17 protein-coding genes and 2 pseudogenes are annotated in these 20,357 nt (G+C 67.7%); 2 read left to right on the top strand and 17 right to left on the bottom strand.

The window, feature by feature from the left end:
- Window positions 1-3: 3 nt before the first annotated feature.
- The 9 genes from DMB80_RS15495 to rpsB all read right to left on the bottom strand — a co-directional run bounded on the left by DMB80_RS15495 (window position 4) and on the right by rpsB (window position 11,118).
- Window positions 4-2,016, bottom strand: coding sequence for a primary-amine oxidase (locus DMB80_RS15495; RefSeq protein WP_111510666.1), 2,013 nt, complete (start codon window positions 2,014-2,016; stop codon window positions 4-6).
- Window positions 2,016-3,527 (bottom strand): APC family permease, encoded by a 1,512-nt coding sequence (locus DMB80_RS15490; protein WP_046363457.1) that lies wholly within the window; start codon window positions 3,525-3,527, stop codon window positions 2,016-2,018. The genes DMB80_RS15495 and DMB80_RS15490 overlap by 1 nt, the downstream gene beginning before the upstream one ends.
- 15 nt (window positions 3,528-3,542) lie before the next feature.
- Window positions 3,543-4,232 carry an ABC transporter ATP-binding protein gene (locus DMB80_RS15485; protein WP_111510665.1) on the bottom strand — a complete coding sequence of 230 codons (690 nt, stop codon included), beginning with the start codon at window positions 4,230-4,232 and terminating at the stop codon, window positions 3,543-3,545.
- Window position 4,233: 1 nt separating this feature from the next.
- Window positions 4,234-4,800: an FtsX-like permease family protein gene (locus DMB80_RS15480; protein ID WP_111510664.1), complete on the bottom strand. Its 567-nt coding sequence runs from the start codon at window positions 4,798-4,800 to the stop codon at window positions 4,234-4,236.
- Complete coding sequence (locus DMB80_RS15475; RefSeq protein ID WP_240431214.1) at window positions 4,797-5,972, bottom strand: ABC transporter permease; 1,176 nt, start codon at window positions 5,970-5,972, stop codon at window positions 4,797-4,799. Before DMB80_RS15475 ends, DMB80_RS15480 begins: the two co-directional genes overlap by 4 nt.
- A gap of 123 nt (window positions 5,973-6,095) precedes the next feature.
- Window positions 6,096-7,502, bottom strand: coding sequence for an amidase (locus DMB80_RS15470; RefSeq protein WP_111510663.1), 1,407 nt, complete (start codon window positions 7,500-7,502; stop codon window positions 6,096-6,098).
- A 51-nt stretch (window positions 7,503-7,553) separates the two neighbouring features.
- Window positions 7,554-9,044 carry a sugar transferase gene (locus DMB80_RS15465; protein ID WP_240431213.1) on the bottom strand — a complete coding sequence of 497 codons (1,491 nt, stop codon included), beginning with the start codon at window positions 9,042-9,044 and terminating at the stop codon, window positions 7,554-7,556.
- 390 nt (window positions 9,045-9,434) lie between these two features.
- A complete protein-coding gene (tsf, locus tag DMB80_RS15460; RefSeq protein ID WP_046363452.1) occupies window positions 9,435-10,250 on the bottom strand; it encodes a translation elongation factor Ts in 816 nt (271 codons plus the stop codon).
- A 10-nt stretch (window positions 10,251-10,260) separates the two neighbouring features.
- Window positions 10,261-11,118, bottom strand: a complete 858-nt coding sequence (rpsB, locus tag DMB80_RS15455; RefSeq protein WP_048425327.1) for a 30S ribosomal protein S2 — start codon at window positions 11,116-11,118, stop codon at window positions 10,261-10,263.
- A 290-nt stretch (window positions 11,119-11,408) separates the two neighbouring features.
- Between rpsB and DMB80_RS15450 the strand changes: the two genes are divergently transcribed.
- The gene (locus DMB80_RS15450) at window positions 11,409-11,912 is read left to right on the top strand and encodes a M23 family metallopeptidase (protein WP_111510662.1); all 504 of its coding nucleotides are present in this window, start codon (window positions 11,409-11,411) and stop codon (window positions 11,910-11,912) included.
- A gap of 3 nt (window positions 11,913-11,915) precedes the next feature.
- Here the strand turns inward: DMB80_RS15450 and DMB80_RS15445 are convergent, their stop codons facing one another.
- The 6 genes from DMB80_RS15445 to DMB80_RS15420 all read right to left on the bottom strand — a co-directional run bounded on the left by DMB80_RS15445 (window position 11,916) and on the right by DMB80_RS15420 (window position 16,464).
- Complete coding sequence (locus tag DMB80_RS15445; protein ID WP_111510661.1) at window positions 11,916-12,818, bottom strand: tyrosine recombinase XerC; 903 nt, start codon at window positions 12,816-12,818, stop codon at window positions 11,916-11,918.
- A gap of 33 nt (window positions 12,819-12,851) precedes the next feature.
- Entirely contained in the window at window positions 12,852-14,012 is a 1,161-nt protein-coding gene (locus DMB80_RS15440; RefSeq protein ID WP_111510660.1) for a lactate 2-monooxygenase, read from the bottom strand.
- Window positions 14,013-14,084: 72 nt separating this feature from the next.
- Window positions 14,085-14,930: a siderophore-interacting protein gene (locus DMB80_RS15435; RefSeq protein WP_111510659.1), complete on the bottom strand. Its 846-nt coding sequence runs from the start codon at window positions 14,928-14,930 to the stop codon at window positions 14,085-14,087.
- 206 nt (window positions 14,931-15,136) lie between these two features.
- Complete coding sequence (locus tag DMB80_RS15430) at window positions 15,137-15,601, bottom strand: VOC family protein (protein ID WP_111510658.1); 465 nt, start codon at window positions 15,599-15,601, stop codon at window positions 15,137-15,139.
- 104 nt (window positions 15,602-15,705) lie between these two features.
- Entirely contained in the window at window positions 15,706-16,038 is a 333-nt protein-coding gene (locus DMB80_RS15425) for an MGMT family protein (RefSeq protein WP_111510657.1), read from the bottom strand.
- Between the two features lie 39 nt (window positions 16,039-16,077).
- Window positions 16,078-16,464, bottom strand: a complete 387-nt coding sequence (locus tag DMB80_RS15420) for a hypothetical protein (protein ID WP_162938546.1) — start codon at window positions 16,462-16,464, stop codon at window positions 16,078-16,080.
- A gap of 660 nt (window positions 16,465-17,124) precedes the next feature.
- On the opposite strand from DMB80_RS15420, the pseudogene DMB80_RS15410 reads away from it, so the two are divergent.
- A pseudogene (locus DMB80_RS15410) lies at window positions 17,125-17,666 on the top strand (glycine-rich domain-containing protein).
- A 21-nt stretch (window positions 17,667-17,687) separates the two neighbouring features.
- On the opposite strand, the gene dprA reads toward DMB80_RS15410, so the two are convergent.
- Window positions 17,688-18,836 carry a DNA-processing protein DprA gene (gene dprA / locus DMB80_RS15405; protein WP_111510654.1) on the bottom strand — a complete coding sequence of 383 codons (1,149 nt, stop codon included), beginning with the start codon at window positions 18,834-18,836 and terminating at the stop codon, window positions 17,688-17,690.
- Window positions 18,833-20,155: pseudogene (locus DMB80_RS15400) on the bottom strand (YifB family Mg chelatase-like AAA ATPase); the annotation flags it as partial. The gene dprA and the pseudogene DMB80_RS15400, both read right to left, overlap by 4 nt.
- Between the last annotated feature and the right edge of the window lie 202 nt (window positions 20,156-20,357).

Genomic DNA, 20,357 nt, shown 5'->3' with positions numbered 1-20,357 from the left:
GGCTCAGGACTCCATCGCGCGCTCGGCCACCGGCAGCCCGCTGTGGTTCATGTGGCACGCCTTGGGTGGTGACGGCGGCAGGTCCAACGCGGGGTTGCCGTCGAAGAAGCCGATCGGCTTGAGGTGGAAGCCCGCATAGGCACACGGCATCACCGGCCAGTCCTCCGGCCGCACCACGTGATGGGCACCGAGGGTGTACCAGAGCACCACATCCGTGTTCTCCAGCGGGGCATCGTCGGCAATGAACTCCGGCAGGCCCTGCATGTCCGCGGACTGGTACATGTAGTCGCCCGCCGCGAACATCTCCTTGGGGTCGTAGCGGGTCACCCAGAGGTTGTGCTGGACGAACCGCGCGCGGTCGTAGATGTAGGAACCCTCCTGCACCATCACCGGCACGATGTCCTTGGGCACCAGCTTGTAGGCCACCGGGCTGCCGAGTTCGTTGACCTTCTCCGGGTTGGCCACCTTCCAGTACCGGCCCGTCGACCAGTTCCAGTCCCGCGCACCGTCGGCTTCCGACTCCACCAGGGTGTCCCGCACGATCCACGCGTTGTGATGAGGATTGAGCTCCGGATCGGGCTCCGGGATCGAATCCACCTCGTACACGCTGTTGTTCGGGCCATCCACACTCATGTCGAGTCGGAAGTTGAAGAAGTGCTGGTGATTCGGACCGTAGATGCCAGGAGCGACCATCTTGCCCCACCGGGGAGTCTCGCCCTCGGCGACGGCACCGGTCGTCAGCACCCCGGACAGCTTCACCTCGACCTCGATCGAGGCGTCGTTGTACAGGTACCAGAAGAACCCGTACTCGTAGTTGCCGACGGTACAGATCATCGAGATCACCAGCCGGCGCGACCGCCGGACCTCCACCTCCTCGGTGCGGAAGTCGGTGTGCTTCCAGGAGATCCCGTAGTCCTCCTCGTGCATGCAGATCGCATTCGGGATCGTCACCGCGTTGCCGGCGGAATCGTTGACCGTGCCGTCGAAGTAGAAGATCTCGCCCAGGCAGTCGCAGCCCAGCGTCAGCGGGTTCGCGGAGAACCCCATCCCCACTTCACCCATGTCGAAGACGTTCTTGTTCCAGTGCGTCGGCGAGGTGTCCCCATAGGGCACAACCATTTCCGACAGCGATCCGCGGTAGAGGATCGGCCGCGTGACGCCGCGGTCGGTATAGGTCACCTCGTGCAGTGTGACGCCCTCACGCGGGTTGAAGCCGATGCGCAGCGACCATTTCTGCCAGGTGACGTTCCAGCCGTCGACGGTGAAGCTCGGCCCGTCCGGCTGGGTGATCTCGATCGGCTTCACGTCGTCACGGAACTGTGTGAACGCCGGTCGGTTGTTGGCGTCGAACATGAACTGCTCGGAGTAGTTGCCCGCCGTCGGCGGCATGGGCACCACCCCGTGGTCCTCCACGTCGAGCACCGTCATGGCGTCGAGGTCGAACGTGACGATCAACCCCTCGACCGGGCGGGCGTATCCGTGTTCCGAGGGCGCGGCGCGCATGAACGTCAGCGGCCGGCAGATCAGCGCCGAGTTGTCGTAATGGTCTGCGCTGCCGTAATAGCCGGCCGGCCACGGATCGATCATCGCGAGGCTGAAGTCGGTGACGCCACGCTTGCGCATCGCGTCCTGCCAGCGCGGATCCTCCCGGACCTTCTCCTCGACACCCGTCATGTGCTCGACGAGGTAGGACGGGAACCGGCCGGGCACAGGCGTCCACGATTCGATGAGACGGGCGCCCAGATTGACCACCGCCTCGTACACCATCTTGGCCGCGGCGTCGTACATCGAGACGAACGCGCACCGGGCAACCTCGATGTCCGCGAAGGTCAGCGTGGGCGTCTTCGCCGGTTCCGCGAGGTAGATCATCACGAATTTCAGTGTCGGCGTGCCATATTCGCTCGACCGCACGATGTCAGCGGCCGCCTCGATCTCGGCGCCGGTGAGCGGATCGAGCGGATAACGGCCGACCGCGGCACCATCGTCGGCACGCGTGCGGGTGTCCTCCATCGTCATCAGACGGCCCCTTCTGTTTTGTCCTTGTCGGTGAGGTCGAAGACGGCGAGGTGCGCCAGCGAATCCTCCTTGGAGACCTTGTGCGCCGAACGCCGCCCGAAGACGTAGACGATCAGGCCCAGCGCGAACATACCCAGGCTGATGCCGCCCACCCAGGTCATCCACGTCGCCGACGGCACGTCGATCCACGGGGTGACGAACGAGTAGTAGACGCCGCCGATCGTGGCCACCGTGCCCACCACGACGGTGATCCACACACCCACCATGCCGCCGGGGATGCGCCAGAACTGTTCATTGGCATAGCGATCGGCGTACTTGCGGCGGGCGATGATCACCGGGAACAGGAAGAAGAAGCCCGACAGCAACCACACCGTCGACAGCCCGCCCTGCAGGTAGATCGTCACGTTGGCCATGCTGCTCTGCGAGTACAACCCGACCAGGATCAGCGACGAGATGACGCCCTGGATCAGGATCGCGGTCACCGGGTTACGGGTGCGCGGGTTGAGATGGGTGAACAGGCGCGGCAGATGCCGTTCCAGACCGGATACGAAGATCAGCCGGGAGTACGCCACCTGGTAGGTCATCAGCGCGACGATGATGATGAACGCGAGCACGACCGCGCAGACCTCCATGAGGCCGGGGAATCCGGCCACGTCGAGCATGCCGATCACGCCGGTCACCGGATCGATCTCGTCGCTGGGCAGCGCCATCATGGTGCCCAGCGTGGTGAGCAGATAGATCGCGACGAGCGCGGCCGATCCCCACAGGATCATCTTGGGCCCGCTCTTGCGCACCGACAGGAACTCCGCGCCCATGTTGTAGGGCGTCTCGACTCCGAGCAGGTACAGCAGCACCGTGCCATAGAGGAACCCGGCGACCGCGAAGTTCGGCACGGTGGCCTCGGCCCAGCTGAACGGCGTGCCCGAGCCGTTGTTGACCGCGAAGAGCAGTCCGCAGACGAAGATCGTCAGCGTCAGGACGCCGTACACCACGAAGACGATGTTCATGATCTTCTGATTGGCAGCCAGTTTCGCGAGAGCGAGGCCGATCACCGTCCACAGGATCACCAGCTGCAGGATGATGCTCGTGGTCAGACCGAGTTCGGTGTGGAAGGCGAGCAGCAGGAATTGCAGCACCACCGCCGGTGAGGATGCGGCGTTCAGGATCACGGGAACCCAGGACAGGTAACCGCCGATGAATCCCCAGGTCTCGCCCATGGTGCGGGTGGCCCAGATGTACACCCCGCCCTGACCGGGCCACAGGTTGCCCAGCTCCACGACCGCCATGCCGGCCGGAATCAGGAAGGTCAGGATGCCCAGCACCCACATCGGGATGGCGGTCCACCCGCCGGCGGCCATCACCGACGATCCGGTGACCCAGCAGATGATGAACACGTAGGCCGCGGTGAGCCCGAACGTCGTCATCACCTTGGGCAAAATCTGTTCAGGAACCAGTTCGGTGGTCATCAAGGCGTCGCGCCCCACGGGCGGCGCCGGCTCGGTCTGCGTCATACGTTGTCTCCCAACTCAGTTGACGATCTGTCCGTCTTTCATCCGGACGACACGGCTCGCTTCGTCGGCCACCGTGGAGTCATGGGTGCTGGCGACGACGGTCACGCCCATCGTCGAACAGAGCTCGCGCAGCAGGCGCACCACGGTCTCACCGGTGCGGTGATCCAGGTTCGCGGTCGGCTCGTCGGCCAGTACGAGTGCAGGGTTGCTGATCAACGACCGGGCGATCGCGGTGCGCTGCTGTTCGCCGCCAGACATCTTGGTCGGTTGATGATGGATTCGGTGGCCGAGGCCGACGAGTTCGAGAAGCTCGATGGCCCGCTGGCGCAACGCGTCGCGGTCGTACGGCTCGAACATCAGGGGCAGCTCGACGTTCTCGACCGCCGACAGGAAGGGGATCAGGTTGTAGCTCTGGAAGATGAAGCCGACCTTGTCGTGGCGCAGCGCGGCGAACTGGCTTTCCGTCAGGGTCGCGGTGTCTTTGCCGGCCACGGTCACGGTGCCCTTGGTCGGCCTGTCGAGCCCGCCGATGATGTTGAGCAGCGTGGACTTACCGCTTCCGCTCGGACCCATCAGGCACACGAACTCGCCCGGCATGACGGTGAGATCGGCCGCCATCAACGCCTTGACGACTTCGTCGCCGAGCTTGTGCAGCTTCCAGACATCCGAGATCTCGATGACGGGGGCGGGCGCGGGTGCGGTCATGTCAGCTTCCTTCGGTCAGCGATCGAATCGGAGGGCGTGACGCCGCTTTCCACGTCGGCGCGATGCTGGTGACGAGGGCGGCCACGATGCTGACGCCGATCGCCACCGCGGCACCGACCGCCGTGCCCGCGAGCGACACACCTGTGCCGACCAGCCCGGCCATCGCCAGGACCACGGCTGTCAGGGCCGCCAGGGACGCTCCGGCGAGAGCACCCACCACCGCAGCGATCGCGGGTTCGACGAGGAGCGCGGCGACGACCGGTGGGCGCGGAACACCGTTGGCGCCCAGCACGCCGAGTTCCCGGGTGCGTTGCGTGACCGTTCTGGTGGTCGCGACCGCCACCTCGGCGACGCCGACCAGCAGCACGGTCACGGCGATCAGCGTCACCGCGTGACCGATCTCGTCGGCGTGCCCGAGCACCGCTGACTGCCTGCGGATTCCGTCGCTCATCCCGAAGACGAGAACCACGAGAAAGGCGCCGGTGGCGGTGGTGACGGCCGGGAGCACCATGTCCCGCACGCGCCGGCGGGCGGCGAGCCATCCGTAGGCCAGACCCCTGGTGATCATCGCGCACCCAAGAGCTCGACCGGCCGGTGCTGGAGCAACCGGTGTACCGGTACCAGCGCGCCGACGATGGCCATGGCGGGTAGGAACATCGCAGTCATGGCGATGCCCTGCAGCCAGGCCGTCACCGTGGCGATCCCCGGAATGACCAGAGCCACAGCGATTCCCGCAGCAGTGATACCCACAACGTAGGCCGCCAGGAACACGATCGCCGACTCGACCAGGAAGAAGTACAGCACTTCGTCTGCCAAGCCGATACTCGACATGATGCCGAACTCGCGACGGCGCTCGGTGACCGAGGCCAGGAACGACGACACGGCGATGACGAAACCCAACGCGAGGCCGATGGTGGAGATGAGACCGAGAGTCGACCCGGTCACCTTGCCGGAGAACAGAGCCGAGAACTTCTGCTCGAAGGTCAGCGGACCAGAACCGCCGACAGTGTCGTAGACGACTCCCCTGCCCTGGGGATCGGGGCGCACGGACGGATCGGGGGTGGCGGGCAACCCCACCTCCGCGGCGAACGTCTGCGCCAGATCGCGGCGCTTCTCGGACCCGGCGGGCGCCGACACGATCCACCAACCACTCTGTCCGACAACGCTTTCTGCCACCGACGTGGGCACGACGATGGATTCGCCGACGCCCCCGACGCGGGCCTGCAGAGCCTGCCCCCCGATGGTGACCCGGTCACCGTCAGCCAGACCGAGGCGCTCGGCCGCACCGGTCGACACCGCCGCCTCCCCGGTGGCTATGTCGTCGCGTCCGCGCAGCGACACCGGTTGGCCGCTCACCTCCGTGACGCCGGACAAGGTTCGGGTGGCCGGCCATCCGACCGGGACGTCGATGTCGGGGGCAGGCCCGTCGGCGACGAGCGCTTCGACGTCGGGGTCGTAGTGCACACCGGCCGCAGGCACCACCCACAGGGCGCCGCCGTCGAGCACATCGGTGACCGAATCTTGGCCTGTGATAGCGAAACTCGCCGACACGGTACGCACCACCGTGACGCACGCGATCGCCAGCGCGATCCCGAGCACTGACAGGATGAAGCGTTCGGGCCGGCGCCGGATGTTGGCCAGCGCGAACCGGATGAGGCACATCACGGTGTTCTGCGAGCCGACGGGCAGCCGTTCGGAGCGCATCACCGCCGACGATTCGCCGACCTGACTGGTCTCCACGAGACAAGATGGTGGGAGCCGTACGTAACGCTCAGCGCCACCGGTGGTGTCGTCGGTGTTAATACGCCAGCGGCCCGGTTACGGCAGGGTGTACCGGACGCAACGGATTTCGTTGCCGAACCGTCAACCAGAGATGGTCGGCCACGGTCGCGCGGCCTCGAGTTCGTAGGCGAGCTCGAGCAGCCGCGCGTCCCGACCGAGAGGTGCGGAGAACATCATGCCGATCGGCAGCCCCGACGCCGAGCGCGCCAGCGGCAACGACATCGCCGGCTCGCCGGTCACGTTCTGCAGCGGCGTGAACGCGACCCAGTCGATGAGCCGCTCGATCACCTGCTGATAGTCAGCCGTCGGATCCAGATGTCCGATGCGCGGAGTGACGTCGGCCAGGGTGGGGGTCAGCAGCAGGTCGTAGGTGGAGTGCAGTCGCTCCGTGATCCGACGGGTGCGGGCGAGCCTGACCAGTGCGGCGGGCAGACGCACGAGGTTGCGCGCGGCGTGCCGTTCGAGCCCGAGGGTGAGGCTGTCCAGCCGGGTGCGGTCGAATGTCTCACCGAACGTGCGGCGGCCGCCGCGCACCAGCGCGAACGCGAGGAACGACCAGTACAGAAGGAAGTCGTCGATGAACCGTCGCGGTATCGGGTTGTCCACCAAGGTGACTCGATGACCGAGCTCTTCGAGCAGCGCGGCAGTCTGCAGCGTGAGGTCGGCGATCTCCGGTGCGGAGTCCCGTGCGATCGACTGCGTGCACACCGCGATGTGCAGGCGGGCGGCGCCCGGGCCCCGGATGTCGCCGATGCGGGGCAGCTTCGGGTGGGCGACGGTGCGCTCCATCTCGCGGTAGAAGGCTGCGGTGTCGCGCACCGAACGGGTGAGCACCCCGTTGTGCACGATCTGCAACGGCATCTGACGCACGTTGCGATCCAGTGGTAACCGACCCCGCGAGGGTTTGAGGCCGACCAGACCGTTGCAGGCGGCTGGGATGCGGATCGAGCCGCCGCCGTCGTTGGCGTGGGCGATCGGGACGACACCGGCGGCGACGAACGCGCCGGAACCCGACGACGACGCACCCGCGGTGTGGTCGGTATGCCAGGGGTTGCGCACCGCTCCCAGCCGCGGATGCTCCGCCGACGCGCTGAAGCCGAATTCCGAGAGCTGCGTCTTGCCGATCGGGATCAGCCCGGTGGCCAGGTACGGTCGCGCAAAATCGCCGTTGTTCGCTTCAATGCGCGCCTGCCAGGCGTCCGTCCCCTCCCGGGTGGGCATGCCGGCGACGGCGACGTTGTCCTTGATGAACGTGGGCACGCCGTCGAAATGACCGCCGTAGGGGTAGGCGAGCCGCGCGCGCGTGCGCGCCCGGTCGAACGCCTCATGGGCCAGGCCGTTGAGCGCAGGGTTGACCGCCTCGGTGCGCGCGATGGCCGCGTCGACGAGTTCGGCCGCCGAGACCGTGCCCGCACGTAGGGCAGCCACGGCGCCCACCGCGTCCAGCGTGCCGAGGGCGTCGTCGGTGAAGGCGTCGATGCGGGTCATGGCGCGACGGTACCAGAGCGTACCGGCGCCGCTCGGACGGTCACATCGTCCTCATTCAGCGCGCTGCAGCACCGCCCCCACGGTCATCGCCAGGATTCTCCAGTCCAGCCACAACGACCAGTTCTCGATGTAGAAGTTGTCCCACTCGGCGCGGTCGGCGATCGAGGTCTGGCCGCGCAAGCCGTGCACCTGGGCCCACCCGGTCATGCCCGCCTTGACCCGGTGCCGGTCGCCATAGCGTGCGATCTGGGCGTTGAACAGGTCGACGTACTCCGGCCGCTCGGGGCGTGGACCGACCAGGCTCATCTCACCCCTGATCACATTGATCAGCTGTGGCAACTCATCGAGTGAGGTGGCCCGCATGATCTTTCCGATCCCCGTGCGGCGGTCCTCCCCCTCGACCCCGCCCGGCGCGCTGTCTGAGCGCCGCTCGAAGGACGCATCGGTGACACTCGGCGGTCGCATGGAACGGAACTTGAGGCAGTCGAACACGCGGCCGTCGCGACCCACCCGGGCCTGGCCGAAGAAAATGGGTCCCGGTGAGCTCAGGCGGACCGCCAGCATCAGGGACAGGAACAGAGGCGAGATCAGCGCCAGTCCGATGCAGGCGAACAGTCGATCCGAGAAGTGCTTCACCGCGAACTGCCAGCCGCGCGGGTCCGTGCTCGGTACCGAGATCAGTGGCAGGCCACCGATGTGGTCGATGGTGGCGTGCACGCCGATGGTGTCGAAGATGCGCGGCACGATCCACACGGCCATCCCGTGCCGGTGGGCGACCTTGACGGCCGCGGTCATGGCTTCGTCGCGGGTGCGGGAGAACGCGACGATCAAGCATTGCGCGTGGGTGGCGTTGATGGCCTGCTCGAGGTTGTCCAGCTTGCCCAGATACGGGATGGTCGACGGCTTGTCGCGATCCAGCCCCATCGAGGGCAGATCGTCGTCGATCAGCCCGATGGGCCGCAGCCCGTAGTTGGGGCTGACCTCGAGGCGCTCGACCACCTTGGCGGCGATCCTGCCGTTGCCGACGATGAGTGTCGGCGCGATCATCTTGTCGCGGTGGAACATACGCGTCCGGACGGCGTACCAGACGAGGCGACCCAGCGGGATCAGCACCGCCGCGCACACCCACACCTGGGCGACTGCCTTACTGCGCGAGCCGTCGATGGTCGGGTTGAGAACCAGGCCGCTCAACAGCAGCATCGCCGCAACGGCGGTGAGGGATTCGATCTTCGGCAACTCGTCGAGGAACGAGCGGTTAAGTGACCGCTTGTAGAGGCCGCGGATGGCGAACAGCGCCACAACCGTCGGCGCGAAGAAGCACATCATCTGCCACGGCGGCAACTGGTTGTGGCTGTAGTTGGCTACCGTCATGCCGATCGCGACTGCCGCCGACCCCGTGGCCAGATCGATCGCCATGGCGATCAGAGGCGACCATGCTTTGCGGCGTCGAGCCGGTACCACTTCGGTCAGCATCGGCAGCTCCAACTGGCGGAGTCCGGCATCAGCCTTTGCCGTTGGTGGAGCATCCATCACACCGGTCATCGCTGACCTCCCCCGATTGCGCCGTGCTCCACGAGTAGAGATTAACTCTCTTACCGGTTCCACCGCGGCATTTGGCGTCAACGTCAGCGTATAGACAACCTCGCCAATGCCATCGGAGAATTTGCTGCGCCACGGCGGCCGGCGGCGGCGGCAAAGCAGCGAAGTCCGGACTCACAGCTACCGGCAACGGGTGGAGCACCGCGTTATTGTCGCCAACGCAACTTCTTGACTGATTTTTGCGATCGTGGCAAACATCCGGCGGGGTGCGAGCGGTTGCCGTCGTCGCTTCGGTTCTCGTGCTGTGACGTCGCCGGAACTCGCCCACAACGCACGCGACCCCCGGAACACAGTGTTCCGGGGGCCGTGTGGTGGCGCTGGGGTCGTGCTGGGTCAGGCCTGACCGACCTCGAACCGGACGAACCGCGTCACGGTCACGCCGGCCTCATCGAGCAGAGCCTTGACGGTCTTCTTGTTGTCGGACACCGACGGCTGGTCGAGCAGCACGACGTCCTTGTAGAACCCGGTGACGCGACCTTCGACGATCTTGGGCAGCGCCTGCTCCGGCTTGTTCTCGTTGCGGGCCGTCTCCTCGGCGATACGACGCTCGTTGGCGACGATGTCCTCGGGCACGTCCTCGCGGGTGAGGTACTTCGCCTTCAGCGCGGCGATCTGGAGTGCGACCGCGTGCGCAGCAGACTTGTCGTCACCGGTGTACTCGACCAGCACACCGACGGCCGGCGGGAGGTCGGCCGCGCGCTTGTGCAGGTAGGTCTCCACCTGACCGTCGAAGTACGCGACGCGACGCAGTTCGAGCTTCTCGCCGATCTTCGCCGACAGATCGGCGATGACCTGCTCGACCGTGGTGTCACCGGCCTGAGCGGCCTTGAGCGCATCCACGTCGGTCGCCTTGGCCGCGGCGGCGGCGGCCACGATCTGATCGGCCGCGGCCTGGAACTCGGCGTTCTTGGCGACGAAGTCGGTCTCGGAGTTGAGCTCGATCAGCGCACCGTCCTTGGCGGCCACCAGACCTTCGGCGGTCGCACGCTCGGCACGCTTGCCGACGTCCTTGGCGCCCTTGATGCGCAGCAGCTCCACGGCCTTGTCGAAGTCACCTTCGGCGTCGACGAGCGCGTTCTTGCTGTCCATCATTCCGGCGCCGGTCAGCTCCCGCAGGCGCTTGACGTCGGCAGCGGTGTAGTTAGCCATAGATGTGTTCCTAGGGATTCTGTGCGGGGGTGGGTTCGGTCTGGATGTCGGCCTCGGGCGTCCCGGGCGCGGCACCGGCAGCGGTCGGCGAGGCGGTGGCGCCGGCGAGCAGCTCCTGCTCCCACTCGGCGAGCGGCTCGGCAGCCGCGCCGTCCTGGCCGGCCTCGGTCTTGCCGGCACCCGAGCGGGCCTGCAGCCCCTCGGCCACCGCGGCCGCAACGACCTTGGTGAGCAGGGCGGCGGAGCGGATGGCGTCGTCGTTACCCGGGATCGGGTAGTCCACGACGTCGGGATCGCAGTTGGTGTCCAGGATCGCGATGATCGGGATGTTGAGCTTGCGCGCCTCCGCGACGGCGAGGTGCTCCTTGTTGGTGTCGACGACCCAGATCGCCGACGGCACCTTCTGCATGTCGCGGATACCGCCGAGCGAACGCTCGAGCTTGTTCTTCTCGCGGGTCAGCATCAAGATTTCCTTCTTGGTGCGACCCTCGAAGCCACCGGTCTGCTCCATGGCCTCGAGCTCCTTCATCCGCTGAAGGCGCTTGTGCACGGTGGAGAAGTTGGTGAGCATGCCGCCCAACCAGCGCTGGTTGACGTACGGCATGCCGACGCGGGTCGCCTCTTCGGCGATGGATTCCTGCGCCTGCTTCTTGGTGCCGACGAACATGATCGATCCGCCGTGGGCGACGGTCTCCTTGACGAACTCGTAGGCCGAGTCGATGTAGGTCAGCGTCTGCTGCAGATCGATGATGTAGATGCCGTTGCGGTCGGTGAAGATGAACCGCTTCATCTTGGGGTTCCAGCGTCGGGTCTGATGCCCGAAGTGGGTGCCGCTGTCGAGCAGCTGCTTCATGGTCACAACAGCCATGGTTGTTCCGTACCTTCAGTTGTCGGTTGTCGTCCGGCATCGGGTGAGCCGGACCCTGGCGACTGCTTCGATGCCGGACCCGAGGAAATCGGGACCGCCCGGCATACAGGTGACGAACCGCGAGGGGCTCGTGCAGACGCGCGAAGTCAGCCCGCGCAAGCGAGCTGCGGTGAGAAGTTTACACGCCCGGCCGAGGTGGTTTGACCACGCTAATCAGGACGCCGAGCAGCCATCCCCAGCCGCCGAAGTGGGCCTGGAACGGTTCACCGCGTCGCGGTGCACTGGCTGCGATGCGCATCCTGGCCGTACTACTACTTCTCTGCGCCGTGGTTGTGGGCGCGTCTGCCCAGGTACCCGCAGCGGCCGACGGTACCCGGCTGGAATGGCCGTTGCGGCCGCGCCCGGCGGTGGTTCGGGCGTTCGATGCTCCGGAGCGGAACTGGCAGCGCGGACACCGCGGTGTCGATCTCGCCGGCTCCGTGGGCCAGGCCGTCCAGGCTGCGGCGGCCGGCACGGTGGTGTTCGCCGGGGAACTCGCCGGCCGGCCGGTGGTCTCGATCGCGCATCCGGGTGGGCTGCGCACCAGCTACGAGCCGGTGCAGGCCGCGGTGCGGGCGGGGCAGCTGGTCAGCGCCGGGTCCGTGATCGGTGCGCTCCAGCCGGGGCACGCGGGATGCGCGGCGCCGGCCTGCCTGCACTGGGGCGCCATGTGGGGCCCGGCGGCGCGCGCTGACTACGTGGACCCGGTGGCGTTGGTGGTGACGACGCCGATCCGGCTCAAACCGCTGCGCTGAGCGTCACGCCCGGGGATGTGCCTGGTCGTGTACCGCGCGCAGCCGGGCGACGGTGACGTGGGTGTAGAGCTGCGTGGTGGCCAGCGTGGAGTGACCGAGGAGTTCCTGCACGACGCGCAGGTCAGCGCCGCCTTCGAGAAGGTGGGTGGCCGCGCTGTGCCGCAGCCCGTGCGGGCCGATGTCGGGGGCGCCGCTGACGGCGGCCACCGTCTGGTGGACGACGGTGCGCGCCTGCCGGGGGTCGAGGCGACCGCCGCGGGCCCCGAGCAGCAATGCCGGGCCCGAGGCCGACGTCGCCAACGCCGGCCGCCCGTCGGTCAGCCAGGACATCAGCGCCGTGTGCGCCGGACGTCCGTAGGGGACGGTGCGCTGCTTGTTGCCCTTGCCGAGGACCCGCAGCACCCGCCGGGAGGTGTCGATGTCGTCGATGTCGAGCCCACACAGCTCGCTGACTCGCATACCGGTGGCGTAGAGCATCTCGACAATCAACCGGTCACGCAGGGCGACGGGATCACCCTGCTCGGCGCCGGAGCTGGCGGCGTCCATCGCGTCGACGGCCTGGTCCTGACGCAGCACCGACGGCAGCGTGCGACGTGCCTTGGGCGCCTGCAACCGCACCGAGGGGTCCTCGTCGAGCAGGCCGCGGCGGGCGGCCCACGCCGTGAACGTCTTGACCGCCGATGCGCGCCGCGCCAGCGTGGTCCGCGCTGCCCCCGCCGACGCCTGCGCGGCCAACCACGAGCGCAGCACCGGCAGGGTCAGCCCGCGCAGACCCGCGTCGGAGTGACGCCGGGAAAGGAAGTCGAACAGTGAGCGCAGATCACCCAGGTAGGCGCGCCGGGTGTGCTCGGAGCGGCCACGTTCCAGCGCGAGGTAGGTGTCGAACTCCTCGAGAATCGCCTCCACGCACGTCACGGTGACATCGAAGGGGTTCTGGCTCTACAGGACGCGCCGCAATGTGTCCGGAGTGAGATCAGCCCGTGTCGGATAACCGTCGACGGCCATCGTCAGGTCGGTCTCGGCCAGCAGCGAACGCAGAACGTGCACCAAGCCCTCCTCTCCACCGATGGCCAGCCCGTAGGCATAGGGCCGCCCGACCCCGACCGCGGTGGCGCCCAGCGCGAGCGCCTTGACGATGTCGGTGCCGCTGCGGATGCCCGAATCGAACAGCACCGGCAGGCCATCGGCGGCGGCCACGACGTCGGGCAGGCAATCGATGGCGGGCAGCCCGCCGTTGGCCTGGCGGCCGCCGTGGGTCGAGCAGTAGATGCCGTCCACGCCGCCGTCCTTGGCTCGGCGCACGTCGTCGGGGTGACAGATCCCCTTGAGCACCAGCGGAAGATCGGTCAGCGAGCGCAGCCAGGGCAGGTCGTCCCAGGTCAGCGGGTTACCGAACAACCCGACCCACTTGAGCACCGCGGCCTGCATGTTCTCCTCGGGCGGCTGGGCCAGGCCGGCGCGGAACACCGGGTCGCTCATGTAGTTGGCCAGGCAGCGGCCACGCAGTTGCGGGAAGTTCGACGTCGACAGGTCACGCGGCCGCCACCCGGGAATCCAGGTGTCGAGGGTGACGATGATCGCCTTGTATCCGGCCTTCTCTGCACGCTGGACCAGGCTGGCGGCCAGGTCCCGGTCGGTCGGGGTGTAGAGCTGAAAGAACCCGGGGGTGTCGCCGAACTCGGCGGCGACGTCTTCGAGGGGGTCCTCGGTCAGGGTGGACACCGCCATCGGTACGCCGGTTCGCGCCGCGGCGCGGGCGGCGGCGAGATCGCCGTGCCCGTCTTGGGCGCAGATGCCGATGACGCCGACGGGCGCCATGAACAGCGGCGAGGGCAGGCTCAGCCCGAACAGGTCGACCGAGAGGTCGCGCTCCGTCGCACCGACGAGCATGCGCGGCATCAGACCCCAGCGGTCGAAGGCGGTGCGGTTGGCCCGCTGGGTGTTCTCGTCACCGGCACCGCCGGCGACGTAGGACCAGATCGACGGCGGCATGGCGACTTCGGCTTTGGCTTCCCAGCCGGCGTAGTCCATGGGCAGGGTGGGCTGCACGCCCGAGAGGCCCTGCAGATAGATCTCGTACTGGTAGTTACCGAAAGTCATGGCCCCACCCTGCCATCGGCGTCCGGGCCGGTAGCGGTGTTTGGCCAACCGGTCACCCGGCCGCCACCTCGGCTACCCAGCTTCTGAGGCGGCCAGCTCGCGCTTCCACTCGCGGAAGGTCTCCTCGGTGCGGCCGCGGCGCCAGTATCCCGAGATCGACGACGCCCACTTGGCGTCGATGCCACGTTCCTTGCGGATGTAGGGCCGGAGGTTGTGCATGACGGCCTGCGCCTCGCCGTGGATGAACACCTGCACCTGTCCGGGTAGCCACGGCGCTTCCTTGACGGCGGTGATCAGTGGAGCGTGATCGCCGGCCTGGTCCTCGAGCACGAGGTCGGCCCGCCCGCCGCGGAACACCCATCGGATGTCCACGCTCTCGGGCGCAGTGAGTTCGATCATGTCCTCAGGGCCCGCCACCTCGATGACCGCCTGGCCAATCGCGTTGTCGGGCAACGCTTCCAGCGCCGCGGCGATTGCCGGCAGCCCGGCCTCGTCGCCGGCGAACAGGTACCAGTCGGCGGCCGGGTCCGGAGCGTAAGCGCCACTGGGTCCCATCACGAACAGCCGTTGGCCGGGTCGGGCCGATGCCGCCCAGGGTCCCGCGACGCCGTGCTCGCCGTGGACGACGAAGTCGATGGTGATCTCGCGCTTCTCAGCGTCGGCGCGGCGCACGGTGTACGTGCGGACCGTCGGCCGCTGCGCGGGCGGCAGCGCCGAGAAGCTGTCCAGTGTCAGGGGTTGCTCGAGCGCTTCGGCGTCCACATCGTCGTCGACGAACACGAGCTTGACGTAGGCGTCGGTGTAGTCGTTCGGCGAGAATGTGTCGAAACCCTTGCCGCCGAGTACGACTCGCACTACGTGCGGGCTGAGCTGCTCGGTCCGCACGACTTCGAAGGTGTGTACCGGACGTCCTGCCACCTGACCGCCTTCCGTTCCGCGCGCTGTGGGCGCTCCCGTCTCCGAGAACCGACTATACGAGCGTTACGCGGCGGGCAGGGGTGCTCCTCCCGCCAGCAGCTCCATAACGGCGCAGCGGTGCCGCAGCACCGTCGTGATGATCAGGTCGACTACCCGCCGCCAGTTCACCGTCGCCGATCTCGGCGATCCGCTCCCTTAGTTCGCGCTCACCGCCACGGCATGTGCTGCAGGCACCAGGTGTTGCCGTCGGGGTCTGCGAAGTGGGAGTAGAGAACGCCACCTCCGACGTCCTCGATCTCTCCCGCCGGGACTCCCCGCTCGACTAGTTCGGCGCGCGCCGCGACGATATCGCGGGTCACGAGGTGCAATCCCCGGATCGTGCCCGCGGGCGAGTCTGCCGGGGCGACGCCGACGGAAAGCATGATGGAACATGCAGACCCGGGCGGGGTGAGCTGAACGAACCGGACGCCCGGAGCCGGAGTCACGTCGACGTCGAGCCTGAAGCCGAGACGATCGCGGTAGAAACTCAGTGCGCGGTCGACGTCAGACACCGGTATCGGCACTAGCTCCAAAAGTAGCGCGCCGGCCGGCACCGACGAATCCTCAGGACGCGCAGGGATCTGCGAGTGATCGGTGGGGACTTCGGTGACGGGTGCGGGTTGGTCGGACATGACGGTTCCGACTTCCAGACGGCACGAAACTCACCGCCACAAGTCGACGCTGCGTGCAGGAGGATCCTCCCTGCTGGCGGGGTAGCCCACCGTGTCGACCTGGGTCAACTCGGTGGAGGAGTCTCACCCCGCGTCGTCGCATCCGGCCACCACCGCGCCGCGGCGACGTCCACGATCCCCCGCCGCAGCGGAGTCCCCTCGTGGTGCCATTTCGTCTGCGCTTCGATCATCAAATGCGTCGGCAGCGTCCCGTTGGCGCGAACGACTCGCCACCAGGTGACCGCCGCCCCGTCGCGGGCCATTACGCCGCCTACGCCTCGCGGTCCGCCCCGCTGCAGGTATTCGGCGATGTCGCCGTAGGTCATCACGCGGCCGGCGGGGATGTGGTCGACGACCTCGAGTACCTCGGCGGCGAACTGCTCCTGGGCGTCGTTCACCGCAGAATTTTACTGCCGCGTCGCGACGTCAGGGGTGCGTCACAAGCCGGGCAGGCAGTTGATCAGCGGAATGCACGGCGGCGGAGGAGGTGGTGGCGGCCCCGGAGGATTGCCCGAGATCATCACGGGCTTGGTGTCCGGCGAGTTGGGGTCGAAGTAGAACGTGTGGCACCGCGACAGATCCCACCCCGCCACGGGGGTCATGCCGGATGCGGGGCACCAGATCTGACCGCACTGACCCAAACCGTTGCAGGCAGGCATACCCTCGGGTGGTGCGCATTCCGGCGTCGTGGCTTCTCCGGGTGAGCAGGTGGAATCGGCCTGTGCCGCAGGAGCGCTCAGCGCCACTGCGAAGCCGAGTGCTGCCAGGCCGAACCCGCCGGAGAGCACCGCGGCCGACGCCACCGCTGTGAATGTTCGTGTCATCAGTGGTCCTCTTCTGCCCTGCCACGCTGTGGCACCGATGTCGTCCATGTTCGGATCGGCATGGCGCTACCGATCCCAACGTCGTGGCCGCCGTCGGCCGCATTACCCCCATGGTCTCTAAAACGTCGGACCTCGTCAGGAGAACTGCCGAATGTGCCTATCGGATCGCACGCTGGTGAGGCGGGGAAAGGCTCGCTTTCCCTGATGCAGATGACGCGAAATCACCGGGCCACAGTTGTTCCGGCTGACAATGCGTCTGCGTCAAACGCTGATCTGAGATCGAAGGCGGGTGGATCAACCGCCGCCGCAACCGCCTCCGCCGCAACCACTTCCGCCTCCGCAGCCGAAGTCTCCGCTGCCGGGATCTCCGCCGCCGAAATTTCCTCCGCCGCCGTTGGCCCCGACGCCCCAGAAACCGGTCGCGCCCGCTGTTCCTGCGGCCCAATACCTCGAGCCACGGGCCTTCCTCGACGCCTGCAACGCTTTGAGGTCGCGGAGGCTTTGACCACAGTCGTCCCACGGGTCCCCGGCCGATCGGCGGCGCACCCGAATGAATGCGGCAATCCCGACGATTGTCGCCAGTACAACTCCGACCACCACGATCGCGGCCATCATCCGATCAGGCTACGCCGCTTCCGTCACGCCGCATAGAGTGACATCGTGCGGCGCAGGCACGCAGATTGGATCGAAAGAGCACGTGCTGCGGCGGCGAGCGTAGAGCTCCCCCCGGCCGTCTTCAAGACATGCCCGTGGCAGCCGCTGCACTCATCGATACCGGTCTGCGGCAGTGGCTCCGTTGCTGCGCACCCGCGCTTCGGGACAGCCAGGTGATCGGTATGCCTTCGCGGGCGGTCGACGAAGCGTGGCACGGCTTCATCCTTTGCACAACTAGGTATTCCGCATTCTGCGCCAACGCCTACGGTCGGTATCTCCACCACCATCCCGATGGCGCAGCACCCGCCGACATGCCGGGAGCCAACGATGCCATCGAGGATCAGCTCGGACGAACCGTGGTCGCATGGTCACTGGTTGCCATGCCTGACGAGCATTGCGTGCTGTGGGACCTCGACCACGTCGTGGGTGTTGACGACCCCTGGGGTATCGACTCCGACCGAGTCGCCGCCATCCAGGCCACCATGACGAGACTCATCGCGGACGGTCGACGTAAAGCCTCGCCCTCGATCCGCACGGGTTACCGGTGATCTGCGTGGCATTGGCGCTCATCAGCAACCAGAAGAGTTACGTCGCAGCAGCTTCCACTCACCATCCTGCTGCGTGACCAATCCGCGAATGTCGAGCATGGTGAGCTGTCCGATGACGTCGGTCTCGGGCATTCCGGCCGCAACCGCGATCTGATCCACCGACCGCGATCCGCGACCAGGCAGCGCCTCGTACACGGTGAGCTCCTCCGGACTCAACCCGTCCACCTCGCTGCGCGGCCGCGGCGGCTCGGCGGCAAGCTCCCCGTAATTGCCCACCAACTCGACGATCTCGTCGGCCCGGGTGACGAGATGTGCCCCTTTGTCGTTCTTGAGCAGCTCGTGGCACCCCACCGACGCCGCCGACGTGATCGGTCCGGGAACCGCACACACATTGCGACCCAACGCTTTCGCCCACGCCGCCGTGTTCGCCGCACCACTGCGAATCCCCGCCTCGACCACCACGGTCGCCCCCGACAGCGCAGCGATCAACCGGTTGCGCGCCAGAAAGTGACGCCGGCAGGGGCGACTACCCGGCGGATACTCACTGACCACCACCCCATGACGGGCCACCCGATGCAACAGCGCCGAATGCCCGGACGGATACGGCACATCGACACCGGAGGCCACCACCGCCACCGTCACCCCGTCGCACGACAGCGCTGCCCGATGCGCGGCACCGTCGATGCCGTACGCCCCACCCGACACCACAGCCACATCCCGCTCCACCAGACCCGCCGCCAGATCCGCGGCCGCGAATTCGCCGTAATCGCTCGCCGCCCGGGTACCGACCAACGCCGCCGCCCGCGCAGCAACATCGACCAATGACGACGGGCCCACCACCCACAGTGCCAGCGGCGCATACCCCTGCGGCCTCTTGGCCTTGTCCACCCCGTCGAAGCTGCCGAACGCCGTGCCCGGCCATTCCTCGTCGAGAAAAGTCACCAACCGCCCGCCGAGCCGATCCAGCACCTCCAAATCTTCACGTGCACAGTCGATACCGTGCCGAGCCTCGGTGGCCGACAGCAACTTCGCATCCGGCAGGTCCCGGCGGCGCACCCGCTCAGCAGCCTCCAGCACCCCCACCGTCTCCACCAGAACAGCGACCCGCGGATTCGGCGCCTCGGCCACCCGAGACAGATACGCCCAGGCCCGTCTCTCCTCCTCGGTCATGACCGCTCCCCCACCTGCCGGTACGACAACGCCGACACCACGTGCTCCCGCGTCGGCGACACCCCACCCGCCAGATCACACAGAGTCCACGCAACTCTCAGCGTGCGATCCATGCCCCGAATGCTCAGCAACCCGCGGTCGACTGCGGTCTTGACCGGCTTCATCGCATCGGCGCCCAAGCGGAACTTCCGGCGCAGCAGAGAGCCGCTCACGTCGGCGTTGGTACTGACCCCGTGTGGGCGCCACCGCTCTTGCGCCGCCGCCCGGGCCGCCCACACCCGCTCCCGCACCGCCGACGTCGACTCGCCGGCGTCGTCGGCGAACGTCCCAGCCCGCGACGCATGCATCTCGACCCGCAGATCCACGCGGTCCAGCAGCGGACCCGACAGCCTGCTGCGGTAGCGACGCCGGTCGGCCGACGCGCACACGCAGTCGCGGGGATCGGGCGGTGCGCAGGGGCACAGGTTGGCGGCCAGCACGAGCTGGAACCGACACGGATAGCTCGCCACGCCCTCGCGGCGAGCCAACCGAATCACGCCGTCTTCCAACGGTGTTCGCAACGCTTCGAGCGCGGAGCTGTTGATCTCGGCGAATTCGTCGAGGAACAGGACGCCGCGGTGGGCCCGGCTGACAGCACCTGGCCGCGCCATTCCCGAGCCGCCGCCGACGAGCGCGGCCACGCTGGAGGTGTGGTGCGGCGCGACGAACGGTGGTCGCGTGATCAACGGAGCCTCTCCGGTCAGCAGCCCGGCGACCGAGTGGATCGCGGTGACTTCCAGAGCCTCGGGCTGCGACAGCGGCGGCAACAGCCCGGGCAGCCGCTGCGCGAGCATGGTCTTGCCCACCCCGGGCGGACCCGTCATCACCAGGTTGTGGCCACCCGCCGCGGCCACCTCGACGGCCCGGCGCGCCTGCGGTTGCCCGACGACGTCGGCCAGGTCGATCGACACTTCCGGCGCTTGATCGGGGTGGTCGATGCGGGCGTGCAAATCACCTTTGCCGGCCAGCCACGCGTGCAGCTGGCCCAGCGTGCTCACACCCCACACGTCGACACCGTCGATCAGGCTGGCCTCCGCGAGGTTCTCCACCGGCACCACCACCGTCGGCCAGCCGTGACGCTGCGCCGCCAGCACGGCAGGCAGCACCCCTTTGACCGGCCGCACGCGACCGTCGAGCGCCAACTCCCCCAGCAGGACCGCCTTCTCCAACTTCGGCCATCCCTTCTTGCCTTCGGCCGCGAGCACCGCTGTCGCCAGCGCCAGGTCATAGACCGATCCCATCTTCGGCAGCGTCGCCGGTGACAGCGCCAGCGTCAGCCGGCCCCAACGCCGCGGCCGCGCCCCTCGCGCGACCGCCCCCGCCCCGGCCGCTCGCGCACCACCGCCTCCGACGCCCGGCGCCCGTGCGGGCGCCTGCCGCCCGCGTCACGCCGCCGCGCGCACGCCCCCGGCCACCGGACGCCACACGCTACACAACCAAACCACACCCCACCGCCGCCCCGCCCCCACAGACCCCCGCACG

Origin of the sequence: Mycobacterium kyogaense, assembly GCF_003254575.1 — a bacterium.
Classification (GTDB): Bacteria; Actinomycetota; Actinomycetes; order Mycobacteriales; family Mycobacteriaceae; genus Mycobacterium; species Mycobacterium kyogaense.
Note: the sequence above shows the minus strand (reverse complement) of the source record. Positions and strands in the feature narration are given on the sequence as shown.